This is a genomic window from Heterorhizobium halophytocola (assembly GCF_017873095.1).
GTDB lineage: Bacteria > Pseudomonadota > Alphaproteobacteria > Rhizobiales > Rhizobiaceae > Allorhizobium > Allorhizobium halophytocola.
Genome location: NZ_JAGGJU010000004.1, coordinates 321,632 through 333,964, shown reverse-complemented (window position 1 = coordinate 333,964; position 12,333 = coordinate 321,632). Strand labels below are relative to the sequence as shown.

Here is a 12,333-nt window from a genome sequence, read left to right as displayed (position 1 = left end):
CTCCCGGGCATCAAGCCCATTGGTGAATTGTTTATCGGGAAGAGGGGTCTTCGGCAGTTCAGCCGATAACGCCCATGATGTCGGATTCCTTCATGATCAGGAGATCCGTGCCATCGAGCTTGACTTCGGTGCCCGACCACTTGCCGAACAGAACGCGGTCGCCGACCTTGACGTCGAGTGCAACGAGTGCGCCCTTGTCGTCGCGAACGCCCGAGCCGACGGCAACGATTTCGCCTTCAGCCGGCTTTTCCTTGGCGGTGTCGGGGATGATGATGCCACCCTTGGTCTTTTCTTCAGACTCGACGCGCTTGACTACAACGCGGTCGTGCAGCGGACGGAAATTGGTGCTTGCCATTGTCTAATACCTCGATCGAATGACATTCGCGGGCATCGAGCCCGCCTGGATGTTGTTAGCACTCTCGTCGGTGGAGTGCTAGCGGCTTCGATCTAGGGATGGAAAAAGGCTGAGTCAAGAAAAAGCGAGAAATTCTCTTCGCAACGTCATCGGTTTTATAGGCGCCCGCAGTGACGGGAATGTGTCTGACCGGCCGAGCCTTTCGGGTCAACCGTCTTGTGATGCGCACACGACCGGAATCGGCAGGCATGGTAAACGCTGCAACGGCGCCCGGCGGGATGGCGCATGCCAGCCGCACCGGCGCCGATCCGAGCGGCGTTATGTGACCGTTTTGCCGTCGTAAAGCGCGTCGTGATAACTGCCGAATTCGCCGATGATCTCCAGTTCGGCCATGAACCGTGCGGGGTCGAAGCCTTCCTTGGCGTGGAAATCCGCCATCGCGGTCTTGGCCGCTGCCATGGCGGCCGCGTCCCTCCATTCGACGAGCGTCGCGATCTTTACGACGGGGGTTCCATGCGCGACGAGGACGCGATTATAGAGGCAGCCGTCCAGTGTACCAACATAGCCGTGGATGGTCGCCAGCCTTTCGGCAAAGGCAGCGACATGGGCTGCGGGGCAGAGGAAGGTGTCGAGGCGAAAGACCGAGCGTCCGCTATCGGGTGGCGGCATCATCTTCATATCTCCCGTTCTGGTGCGGTTGAGGTTCCCATTCTGCCAGGCTAGTTCCTCAACCATGGTCGAGGTCAACACGGTCGTTCCGGTGCCGCGACCCGACGGTCCTGGGCTGAAAATCGGACGTTTGCGCCTGCCGCTATCGGCTTTCCCTGCCGTTTCAACGCAATCTCTCTTGTAATCAGCCGGCCGGTTTGCGATGTGACGCGTGACATTTCGATATGGGACGATGACATGGCTAAGCGCATTCAGGCACTGAACGAAGCGATCGGCGACTACGACGTGATCCTCTGCGATGTCTGGGGCGTGCTTCATAACGGTGTCGATGCCTTCGATCCGGCGTCACAGGCGCTGGCGGCGGCGCGCGAGGCCGGGCTTACCGTCGTGCTGATCACCAATTCGCCCCGTCCGTCACCGGGCGTTATCACCCAGCTGCGCCAGATCGGCGTGCTCGACACCGCCTATGACCGGATCGTCACGTCTGGCGACGTGACCCGCAAGCTGATCGCCGAAGGCCCGAAAAAGGTCTTCCTGCTCGGTCCCGAGCGCGATCTGCCGCTGCTCGACGGCACCGGCGCCGAGGCTGTCCCGGCAGAAGAGGCCGATGCGATCGTCTGCACCGGCTTTTTCGACGACGAGAAGGAAGTGCCGGAAGACTATCACGACATGCTGACGACATTTGCCGGCCGGAACGTGCCGCTGATCTGCGCCAATCCGGATCTGGTGGTCGAGCGCGGCCACAGGCTGATCCCCTGCGCCGGTGCGGTCGCCGCCTATTATGGGCAGCTTGGCGGCGCGACACGCATTGCCGGCAAGCCGCATCGGCCGATCTACGAGGCGGCGATTGCGGCTGCCCGTGAAGCGCGCGGCACCGACATCGACATGACCCGCGTCCTCGGCGTCGGCGACGGGATGCCGACCGACGTCAAGGGCGCTCTCGATTACGGTCTCGATCTGCTCTATATCTCCGGCGGCATCCATGCCGGCGAATACACCCTCGACGGCGAGACCGATGAAGCCCTGCTCAACGCCTATCTCGAACGCGAAAAGGCGACCCCGCGTTTCTGGATGCAGCGTCTCGCCTGAACCCTTCTGAGCCCATGACCGTCTTTCACCGCAACGAACACAAGACGCCGCTTCCCGACACGCTGAAAGGCGGCGTCATTGCCATCGGCAATTTCGACGGCGTGCATCGCGGTCACCAGGCGGTCTTGAGCCGGGCGCTCGAGATTGCCGGGCGCCTCGGCGTTCCGGCCCTGGCGCTGACCTTCGAGCCGCATCCGCGCTCGGTGTTCAACCCGGACAAACCGGTTTTCCGGCTGACGCCGGCGCCGGTGCGGGCGAAGGTACTGGAGGCCATGGGCTTCCAGTCGGTGATCGAATATCCGTTCGACCGGGCGTTCTCTCAGCGTTCCGCCGACGAATTCATCCGCTCGATCCTGATCGACTGGCTGGGGGCCAGTCATGTCGTGACCGGCTTCGATTTCCATTTCGGCAAGGGGCGCGAGGGTGGGCCGGCCTTCCTGATGGCGGCCGGCGAGAGCTACGGTTTCGGCGTCACACTGGTTGACGCCTTTCGCGACGAGAATGCCGATATCGTCTCCTCGAGCCGTATCCGGGCACTGCTCGGACAGGGGGAGGTGGCGGAAGTCGCGGGCCTTCTCGGCTACCGGTTCACGGTCGCTGCCGAGGTGATCAAGGGCCAGCAACTGGGCCGCACGCTCGGCTATCCGACCGCCAACATGGCGCTGGCCGGCGAGTGCGAGCTGAAGCCCGGAATCTATGCGGTGCGCCTTCGTCGCGCCGACGGTTCGCCACATGACGGCGTTGCGAGCTTCGGCTACCGGCCGACCGTGACCGATGACGGCGCACCCTTGCTGGAAACCTTCATCTTCGATTTCGCCGCCGATCTCTATGGGGAGATCTGCACGGTCTCCTTCTTCGGTCATCTGCGCGACGAGCTGAAATTCGACGGTCTCGATCCGCTGGTCGCCCAGATCCGGCAAGACGAGGAAGAGGCAAGGGCGCTACTGGCTGGCGTCACACCGCTTTCCGATCTCGATCGGCGCCTCTGCTTCGCCTGAAAGCCTTCATGATTGACGGCCTTCTTCGGGCGCGGCTGCGCCCGCAAGATTTCAGAATATTCGATCTTGAGCTATTTGCTGCGATGTATAATTAATAGAGTTCAACTCTATTTCTCACCCGCCTGAAGGCAGCATCATCATGAACAAGCGATTTGGAACAGCGGCCTGTTGGCTGCTCGTCATTCCCTATATCGGATTGCTCTGGATCCCGTTTTACAACAAGCACGATCCCGTCTTTCTCGATTTCCCGTTTTTCTACTGGTACCAGCTCGCCTGGGTTCCGATCACTGCGCTCCTGACCTGGATCGCCTACCGGAGCATGCGCCATGACGACTGATATCAATCCGGTGGCGCTCGGCGTCTTCATCTTCTTTTTCGTGCTTGTCACCATCATGGGCTTTGTCGCCGCCCGCTGGCGCCGACCGGCGACCATGGCGCATATCGATGAATGGGGTCTTGGCGGCCGTAATTTCGGCACCTGGATCACCTGGTTCCTCGTCGGCGGCGACTTCTATACCGCCTATACGGTGATCGCCGTGCCGGCGCTGGTCTATGCTGTCGGCGCCTATGGCTTCTTCGCATTGCCTTACACGATCCTCGTCTATCCCTTCGTCTTCATGGTGATGCCGCTGCTGTGGAAGCGGGCAAAGGACCATGGCTACGTGACGGCGGGCGACGTGGTTCATGGCCAGTTCGGCTCGCGTGGCCTGGAACTTGCGGTGGCCGTCACCGGCGTCATCGCCACCATGCCCTATATTGCCTTGCAGCTGGTCGGCATGACGGCGGTGTTCAAGGCGCTCGGCCTGCACGGCGAATTGCCGCTGGCCGTCGCCTTCATCATCCTGGCGCTCTACACCTATTCGGCGGGTCTTCGGGCACCGGCGCTGATCGCCTTCGTCAAGGACATCATGATTTATATCGTGGTGATCGTTGCTGTGGCGATGATCCCGTCGAAACTCGGCGGCTATGCCAATGTGTTCCAGTCGGCAAGCGATGCCTTTGCCGCCAAGGGCTCCGGGTCGATCCTGCTCGGCTCCAACCAGTATGTCGCCTATGCCAGCCTGGCGCTCGGCTCGGCACTGGCGGCCTTCATGTATCCGCACACGCTGACCGGCATCTTCGCCTCTGCCAGCGGCAACACGATCCGCAAGAATGCGGTTCTGCTGCCGGCCTACACGCTGCTGCTCGGGCTGCTGGCCCTGCTCGGCTACATGGGCCATGCGGCGCATCTCACCCTGGCGAGCCCGACAGATGTCGTGCCGGCGCTGTTCCAGACGCTGTTTTCCAGCTGGTTTGCCGGTTTTGCCTTTGCCGCGATCGCCATCGGCGCGCTGGTGCCGGCGGCGGTGATGAGCATCGGGGCAGCCAACCTCTTCACCCGCAATTTCTGGAAGGCCTATGTCAATCCGGATGTCGATCCGGCCGGCGAAGCCAAGGTCGCCAAGCTGACATCGCTGGTGGTCAAGGTCGGCGCTCTTCTGGTGATTTTGTTCCTGCCGACGCAGTTCGCGCTCGACCTGCAATTGCTCGGCGGCATCTGGATCCTGCAGACCCTGCCGGCGCTGGTCTTCGGCCTCTACACCGGCTGGTTCCGCGCTCCGGGACTGCTGGCCGGCTGGGCCGTGGGCTTTTTCGGTGGCACCTGGCTCGTGTGGATCAACGGGCTGAAGCCGCTGCAGGCCATCGGCTTCGGCGAAAATCCCGTCACCGTCTATATCGGCCTGTTGGCGCTTGCCGCCAACATCGCCGTGGCGGTGATCATCAACGCGCTGACGCCGGCCCGGGCGACCGCCTCCGCGTGATATCGGCCGCATGAGAGAACAGGCGCGGGCTTTGCGGTCCGCGCCTTTTTAGTTTGAAGCTTTCTCTGTCCTCAGACTGTCTCCGACGAACCGGCGGATTTCAGTATCGCATTCGCCGTATGGCGACTTTGCAGATTGTGCGGCACCAGAACCAGTTTGCCGGTCTCGCCGTGCCGCCATTTGTCGTGCGAGCCCTTGATATTGGCGAAATAGGCATACCCGAGTGCCGCCAGGATCTTTGTCACCTGCCTGCAATAGCCGACCGGCATCACGCTGCGGCAGGCACCGGCCGCTCCCAGATGATGGCCGGAATGACGTCACGCAGATCTTTGCCGTGCAGGTCGTTGGCGCGCATGTGATTGCTGGCGATCAGATCGATTGCGGCGTCGAACAGCACATCCTCGAAGGCGTCGCGAGTGGGGGATTCGATGTGCAGACCCTCAATGTCGCTTTCCGAGTGGAAGACCTTGGCCTCGTCATCCCAGTGGGCCTTGACGTATTAGCTGCGCTTCAGCATGTCATCGATCCGTCTATTCAAGAATAGCGTGATGATACTGCCAATCCGAGGCATTTTCCAAAGCGATCGGTCGACGGCGTTCTGCCCCCTTCCTTTTCGCCTCAAAACCGCTTAAACAACCGCCACCATGGCGATGAAGCGGTTGATGATCCTATCCCGAATTATTGGCCCGGCCTTCCGCGCGCGCTGATTGCGAGGCCGGAGGGTCCGGGCTACAGGCGCATGTTTGATGTTGCGCGACCTTCACCCTCCCTTGACGAAGACACTCTATGCGGCCCGCATCCGGGCGCCCGATTGGCCGAGATCATGACCGACACCGTTGAAAAAGTAGACTATTCCTCCACCCTCTATCTGCCGCAGACGGATTTTCCGATGCGGGCCGGCCTGCCGCAGAAGGAGCCGGAAACGGTGGCCCGCTGGCAGAAGATGGATCTCTACAAGCGCCTGCGTGCCTCGGCCGCCGGCCGGGAAAAATTCGTCCTGCATGACGGCCCGCCCTATGCCAATGGCAATATCCATATCGGCCATGCGCTGAACAAGATCCTGAAGGACGTGATCAACCGCTCGTTCCAGATGCGCGGTTATGATGCCAACTACGTGCCGGGCTGGGATTGCCACGGTCTTCCGATCGAATGGAAGATCGAGGAAAAATACCGCGCCAAGGGCAAGAACAAGGACGAAGTCCCGGTCAACGAATTCCGCCAGGAATGCCGTGACTTTGCCGCCGACTGGATCAAGATCCAGGCGGAAGAATTCAAGCGGCTGGGCATCGAGGGCGACTTCGACAATCCCTACACCACGATGAATTTCCACGCGGAAGCGCGGATCGCCGGCGAACTGTTGAAGATCGCCCGGTCCGGCCAGCTCTATCGCGGCTCCAAGCCGATCATGTGGTCGGTGGTCGAGCGCACGGCACTCGCCGAGGCCGAGGTGGAGTATCATGAGGTTGAGAGCGACACGATCTGGGTGAAGTTCCCGGTACAGATGCTCCAGGTCGAACGGGAATCCGGGAAATCGGACCTACTTGAAGCTTCGGTCGTCATCTGGACGACCACGCCCTGGACCATCCCCGGCAACCGCGCGATCTCCTATTCCTCGCGCTACCCGTACGGCCTCTACGAGGTCACGGCCGCCGAAAACGACTTCGGCCCGCAGCCGGGTGAAAAGCTGATCTTCGCTACCCGTCTGGCAGAAGAATGCGCGGCCAAGGCCAAGGTGACGCTGGCGCTGGTCCGGTCGGTCGAATCCTCCGAGCTGGCAGCCATCACCTGCGCCCATCCGCTGGCAGCCCTCGGCTACACCTTCCAGGTGCCGCTGCTCGACGGCGACCATGTTACCGATGACGCCGGTACCGGTTTCGTCCACACCGCGCCCAGCCATGGTCGCGAGGACTTCGACGCCTGGATGGACAGGGCCCGCGACCTGGAAGCGCGCGGCATCTCGTCAAAAATCCCGTTCACCGTCGACGATGCCGGCTTCTACACCGACGAGGCCCCCGGCTTCGGCCCGGATGCCGAAGGCGGTGCTGCCCGCGTCATGGACGACGACGGCAAGAAGGGCGATGCCAACAAGCGCGTCATCGAGGCCCTGATTGCGGCCAACAACCTCTTTGCCCGCGGCCGGATCAAGCACGATTATCCGCATTCCTGGCGCTCGAAGAAGCCGATCATCTTCCGCAACACGCCGCAGTGGTTCGTCTACATGGACAAGAACCTCGACGACCAGACCACCTTGCGCAGCCGTTCGCTCTCTGCCATCGACGACACCCGTTTCGTTCCGGCCAGCGGCCAGAACCGCCTGCGCGCGATGATCGAGGGACGCCCGGACTGGGTGCTGTCGCGCCAGCGCGCCTGGGGCGTGCCGATTGCAATCTTTGCCGATGACAAGGGCGAGATCCTGGTCGACGAGGCCGTCAATGCCCGTATCCTCGAAGCCTTCGAGGCCGAGGGCGCCGATGCCTGGTTCGCCGAGGGCGCGCGCGAACGCTTCCTCGGCGGGCGTTCGAACGAGCCCTGGATCCAGGTCATGGACATCCTCGACGTCTGGTTCGATTCAGGCTCGACCCACACCTTCACGCTGGAAGACCGCCCGGACCTGAAATGGCCGGCCGACGTCTATCTGGAAGGCTCCGACCAGCACCGCGGCTGGTTCCACTCGTCGCTGCTCGAAAGCTGCGCGACGCGGGGCCGTGCACCTTACAATGCCGTTGTCACCCATGGTTTCATCATGGATGAGAAGGGTGAGAAGATGTCGAAGTCGAAGGGCAATGTCACCGCACCCCAGGACGTGATGAAGGATTCGGGTGCCGACATCCTGCGGCTCTGGGTGATGACATCGGACTATTCCGAGGACCTGCGCGTCGGCAAGTCGATCATCCAGACCAATATCGACAGCTATCGCAAGATCCGCAACACGGTGCGCTGGATGCTCGGCACGCTCGCCCATGACAAGGGCGAGGAGATCGCCTATGGCGACATGCCGGAGCTCGAAAAGCTGATGCTGCATCGTCTTGCCGAACTCGACAGGCTGGTGCGCGAAGGCTACGACGCCTTCGAATTCAAGAGGATCACCCGCGCGCTGATCGACTTTACCAATATCGAGTTGTCGGCCTTCTATTTCGACATCCGCAAGGACGCGCTCTATTGCGACGCGCCCTCGTCGCTGCGTCGCCGGGCGGCGCTTGCCGTCATCCGCCGCATCTTCGATTGCCTGGTGGCCTGGTTTGCGCCGATGCTGGTGTTCACCATGGAGGAGGCGTGGCTGTCGCGCTATCCGGATGCCGAGTCGGTCCATCTGGAGCAGTTCCCCGAGGTGCCGGCCAAATGGCTGAACCCGGACCTCGATGCCAAATGGGCCAAGATCAAGAAGGTCCGCACGGTGGTGACCGGCGCGCTCGAGGTGGAGCGCCGCGAAAAGCGCATCGGCTCGTCGCTGGAGGCCTCGCCTGTTATCCACATCAATGATCCGGCGCTTGTGAAGGTGCTGGACGGGCTTGATCTGGCGGATATCTGCATCACCTCGGGTGTCACGATTGCAACCGACGAAGGTCCGGCAGAGGCATTCCGCCTGGCCGATATCCCGACGGTTGCCGTCGAGCCGAAGCTGGCGGAGGGCACGAAATGCGCCCGCTCCTGGAAGATCACCGCCGATGTCGGCTCCGATCCGCAGTATCCGGATGTCTCGGCACGCGATGCGGCTGCGCTGCGGGAACTGGCGCAACAGGATTAACGAAATCTGACCGGAGGGTTTGCACATTAGCGGGCCCTCCGGTAATTTGCCTGAAATTGGCCGGATTTTTCCGGCAGGCGATGGTCGAGGATAAGACCGTCGGGGGCAGGGAAGCCGGCAAGGCTGGAAGGTTGGCATGAGCAGGGCAGATTTGTTTCGAGTTGCAGTCGGGATCTCCGGCATTCTTGTCGGATGCGCCGGGCTTTCGGGTTGCGTGGGCAGTCCCACATACGGCACCGACAAGACCGCCATGGAACAGTTGGTGGACGATGTCGGCTCTGCCGTTGCAATCGGCAGCCCGGCCGACAAGAAGGCCGACGTGAAATACAACCCGCGTCCCAAGCTGGTCATGCCGCCGAAGGGCGAGCAGGCCGCGCTGGTTGCCCCGCAGCAGTCGCTGGCCTCGTCCGAGAGCAATCCGGAATGGCTGGAGTCGCCGGAGCAGACCCGCGAGCGCCTGAGACAGGAAGCCAGCGAACACGCCGACGATCCGAACTACCGCTCGCCGCTGCTGGAAGGCTATGGCAAGGCCGGCACCCGGACCGAGACGCAGAAATGGCAGGACTTCCGCGATGCCCGTGCCCTGCAGAAGGGTGCCTATCTCGACCAGCGCCGCTATCTCTCCGATCCGCCGAGCCAGTATCGGGAGACCGAACAGGCAAGCCTCGACGACCTCGGCGAGCCCGAGCTGAAAAAGGCCAAGCGTCGCAAGAAGGAAGCCAAGGCCGCCCAGCAGACCAGCGAATGGTGGAAGCCGTTCCAGTAAGCGTGTGAGCGACACAGGTTTCAGAAAGCAGGCCTTGCGGCCTGCTTTCGTGTTTCAGGGGACATCATGACTTTTACCATCCGCCGCGCGACAGCCAAGGACGTGCCGACCATTCTGCAGTTCATCCGCGACCTGGCGGAATTCGAAAAGGCGCTGGACCAGGTCGAGGCGACTGAGGCGACGCTGGAGGCCGCCATGTTCGGGCCGGGCGCCGTCACTTCCTGCCTCATCCTGGAAAAGGATGCCGTCGCCGCCGGCTTTGCGATCTGGTTCTACAGCTTCTCCACCTGGCAGGGCCGCAAGGGCCTCTATCTCGAAGACCTCTATGTGGCCCCCGCCTTTCGCGGCCGGGGTGGGGCCCGCTTCGTCCTGACGCAATTGGCGAAGATCGCGCTCGAGCAAGGCTGCGGCCGATTCGAGTGGAGCGTGCTCGACTGGAACACCCCGGCGATCCGCGTCTATGACGGCGTCGGTGCCGAGCCGCAAAGCGAGTGGATCCGCTACCGCCTGTCCGGCGACAGGCTGAAGGCGCTTGCCGAGCAATAGGCAGGCAGCGCCAAAGCGCAGGACCGGAACCGGCCCTGGTCGAGCCCTCAGTCTTCCGCCACGCGCCTTTCCTGGAAGAAGGCCCGCAGGATCTCGGCGGATTCGGCCTCGCCGATTCCCGAATAGACCTCCGGTGCATGATGACAGGTGGGCTGGGCATAGAAGCGGCCGCCATGGTCGACGCCGCCGCCCTTCGGATCTTCGGCGCCGTAATAGAGGCGCCGTATCCGGGCAAACGAGATCGCCGCCGCGCACATCGCGCAGGGCTCCAGCGTCACATAGAGATCGGCATCGACAAGACGCTCGTCGGCAAGCGTGGCCGCTGCCCGGCGGATCGCCAGGATCTCGGCATGCGCGGTCACGTCGTTCAACCGGCGTGTCTCGTTGCCGGCGCGTGCGATGATCTCGCCGTCTTTTACCAGGACGGCGCCGATCGGCACTTCGCCGCGTGCGCCTGCAGCCCGTGCTTCCTCGATTGCCGCTGCCATGAAGCCCTTGCCTGCGCGCGCGATCACAACTTTCCTCTTAACCAAAAGGCCTCGACCTGATAGGAGACGCCAAACGACAGGCAAACAGCAAATGACATTCAAAGACAAGCCCAGACGCCCGCCGGCCGGCAAGGCCGCGCGCGGTGGCCCATCCAAGACTCGCAAGCCGGGACCGCGCAAGGATGCTGCGCCCGAGGAAAAGCGTGCGCCAAGGCCGGCTCAGGCCGAGGTCGAGACGGGGGTGGCCGCCGGCAAGCCCGAGCGCATTTCCAAGCTGCTCGCCCGCGCCGGCATCGCCTCGCGGCGTGATGTCGAGCGGATGATCATGGAGGGCCGGGTCAGCCTCAACGGCAAGGTGCTCGACACGCCTGTCGTCAACGCGACCTTCGCCGACACGATCGCGGTGGATGGCGAGCCGATCCGCGGCGTCGAGCGCACCCGGCTCTGGCTCTATCACAAGCCGGCCGGCCTGGTGACCACCAATGCCGATCCGGAAGGACGCTCGACCGTGTTCGACAACCTGCCCGGCGATCTGCCGCGGGTGATGTCCATAGGCCGTCTCGATATCAATACCGAAGGCCTGCTGTTGCTGACCAATGACGGCGGGCTCGCCCGCGTCCTGGAGCTGCCGACCACCGGCTGGCTGCGCCGCTACCGCGTGCGCGCCCATGGCGATGTCGATCAGGAAGCGCTGGACAAGCTGAAGGAAGGCATTGCCGTCGACGGCGTGCTCTACGGCGCGATCGATGCGACGCTCGACCGCAAGCAGGGCCACAATGTCTGGATCACCATGGGTCTTCGCGAAGGCAAGAACCGCGAGATCAAGAACGTGCTGGGCGCCCTCGGTCTCGACGTCAATCGCCTGATCCGCATTTCCTATGGTCCGTTCCAGCTCGGCGATCTCGACGAGGGCAAGGTGCTGGAAGTGCGTGGCCGCATGCTGCGCGATCAGCTCGGGCCCCGCCTGATAGAGGACGCCAAGGCCAATTTCGACGCGCCGATCTACAATGCGCCGGTCGGCGAAGACGAGGAAGACGCAAAGCCGAAGGCGGCGCCTGCGAAATCCACCGGCTGGGACAAGCCCAAGCGCGCCCGCGACTACGATCCGCGCGAGGAAGCCCGCGACCGTCTCGACACCCGCAAGGGGCCAGGTCCGAAATCCTTTGGCGGCAAGGACGACCGCAAGGGTGGAGATCGCAAGGGGGGCTTCAAGAAGAAATTCGGCGATGATGATCGCCGTGGCGGTTTCGCCGCGGACAAGCGCGATGGCGGCAAGCGTGACGGCGAAAAGCGCGAGGATGACAAGCGCAAGCCGTTCGGCACCAGCCGCACCGCCAATGTCTGGATGGCGCCCGGCGCCCGTCCGATGGGCGAGAAGAAGGCCGCCAAGGTGGCCGCTCGTCCGAACCGCCCCGAGCGCGACGAGCGCCCGGCCGTGCGTCCGAACGAGCTCCGCGTGACGGTCGCCCGCGCCCGCGACGAGGATGGCGAATGGATTCGCGCCGAAGGGCCGGACAAGAAAAGCGGTCCTCCGCGCCGTTCGCGCGACGAAGGCGGGTTCGGCGAACGCCGTGACCGTGGCGGCGATGATCGCTCATATCACGGCGGCGGCGGCCGCTCTGACGAAACCGGCCGCGGCGAACGCACCGCCCGTGGTCCGCGGGGCGGCAAGCCCTTCGGCGAGGGGCGCAGCTTCGAGGGCCGGTCAGGCGACGGACGATCGGGTGAAGGACGCCCAGGCGAAGGGCGTGGCGGTGACAAGCCCTATGCCAAGAAGCCCGGCGGCAAGCCTTTCGGTGGAAAGCCCGGTGGCCGCGGCGGTTCCAGCCGTCCGGCACCCACCCGCAATGGTCCCCCCAAGGGCAAGAGGTAAGG

Annotated in this window: 12 protein-coding genes and 1 pseudogene; 8 read left to right on the top strand and 5 right to left on the bottom strand. The window is 63.2% G+C overall.

Annotated elements, in window-relative coordinates:
• Nucleotides 1–58: 58 nt before the first annotated feature.
• Both groES and J2Z17_RS09425 read right to left on the bottom strand, forming a co-directional pair.
• Nucleotides 59–355: a co-chaperone GroES gene (groES, locus tag J2Z17_RS09430; RefSeq protein WP_209944183.1), complete on the bottom strand. Its 297-nt coding sequence runs from the start codon at nt 353–355 to the stop codon at nt 59–61.
• A gap of 318 nt (nt 356–673) precedes the next feature.
• Nucleotides 674–1,027, bottom strand: a complete 354-nt coding sequence (locus J2Z17_RS09425; RefSeq protein ID WP_209944181.1) for a hypothetical protein — start codon at nt 1,025–1,027, stop codon at nt 674–676.
• A gap of 234 nt (nt 1,028–1,261) precedes the next feature.
• On the opposite strand from J2Z17_RS09425, the gene J2Z17_RS09420 reads away from it, so the two are divergent.
• The 4 genes from J2Z17_RS09420 (at nt 1,262) to mctP (ending at nt 4,913) form a co-directional block, all read left to right on the top strand.
• Nucleotides 1,262–2,113, top strand: coding sequence for a TIGR01459 family HAD-type hydrolase (locus J2Z17_RS09420; RefSeq protein WP_209944178.1), 852 nt, complete (start codon nt 1,262–1,264; stop codon nt 2,111–2,113).
• 14 nt (nt 2,114–2,127) lie between these two features.
• Entirely contained in the window at nt 2,128–3,111 is a 984-nt protein-coding gene (locus J2Z17_RS09415) for a bifunctional riboflavin kinase/FAD synthetase (protein ID WP_209944176.1), read from the top strand.
• Nucleotides 3,112–3,250: 139 nt separating this feature from the next.
• Nucleotides 3,251–3,448 carry a DUF3311 domain-containing protein gene (locus J2Z17_RS09410; RefSeq protein WP_209944174.1) on the top strand — a complete coding sequence of 66 codons (198 nt, stop codon included), beginning with the start codon at nt 3,251–3,253 and terminating at the stop codon, nt 3,446–3,448.
• A complete protein-coding gene (mctP, locus tag J2Z17_RS09405; RefSeq protein WP_209944172.1) occupies nt 3,438–4,913 on the top strand; it encodes a monocarboxylate uptake permease MctP in 1,476 nt (491 codons plus the stop codon). The genes J2Z17_RS09410 and mctP overlap by 11 nt, the downstream gene beginning before the upstream one ends.
• A gap of 71 nt (nt 4,914–4,984) precedes the next feature.
• On the opposite strand, the gene J2Z17_RS09400 is transcribed toward mctP, so the two are convergent.
• On the bottom strand, nt 4,985–5,158 hold the full coding sequence (locus tag J2Z17_RS09400) for a type II toxin-antitoxin system HicA family toxin (RefSeq protein WP_342454391.1): 174 nt from the start codon (nt 5,156–5,158) through the stop codon (nt 4,985–4,987).
• Nucleotides 5,159–5,181: 23 nt separating this feature from the next.
• Nucleotides 5,182–5,397 (bottom strand): annotated as a pseudogene (locus J2Z17_RS25400) (hypothetical protein); the annotation flags it as partial.
• Between the two features lie 339 nt (nt 5,398–5,736).
• On the opposite strand from J2Z17_RS25400, the gene ileS reads away from it, so the two are divergent.
• The 3 genes from ileS (at nt 5,737) to J2Z17_RS09380 (ending at nt 9,970) form a co-directional block, all read left to right on the top strand.
• Complete coding sequence (gene ileS, locus J2Z17_RS09390; RefSeq protein WP_209944168.1) at nt 5,737–8,658, top strand: isoleucine--tRNA ligase; 2,922 nt, start codon at nt 5,737–5,739, stop codon at nt 8,656–8,658.
• A 136-nt stretch (nt 8,659–8,794) separates the two neighbouring features.
• Complete coding sequence (locus tag J2Z17_RS09385; RefSeq protein ID WP_209944166.1) at nt 8,795–9,424, top strand: hypothetical protein; 630 nt, start codon at nt 8,795–8,797, stop codon at nt 9,422–9,424.
• 66 nt (nt 9,425–9,490) lie between these two features.
• Nucleotides 9,491–9,970: a GNAT family N-acetyltransferase gene (locus tag J2Z17_RS09380; RefSeq protein ID WP_209944164.1), complete on the top strand. Its 480-nt coding sequence runs from the start codon at nt 9,491–9,493 to the stop codon at nt 9,968–9,970.
• Nucleotides 9,971–10,017: 47 nt separating this feature from the next.
• Here J2Z17_RS09380 and J2Z17_RS09375 read toward each other — a convergent pair whose 3' ends face one another.
• Nucleotides 10,018–10,458: a nucleoside deaminase gene (locus J2Z17_RS09375; protein WP_209944357.1), complete on the bottom strand. Its 441-nt coding sequence runs from the start codon at nt 10,456–10,458 to the stop codon at nt 10,018–10,020.
• Between the two features lie 91 nt (nt 10,459–10,549).
• Between J2Z17_RS09375 and J2Z17_RS09370 the strand changes: the two genes are divergently transcribed.
• Complete coding sequence (locus J2Z17_RS09370) at nt 10,550–12,331, top strand: pseudouridine synthase (protein WP_209944162.1); 1,782 nt, start codon at nt 10,550–10,552, stop codon at nt 12,329–12,331.
• Nucleotides 12,332–12,333 lie beyond the last annotated feature (2 nt).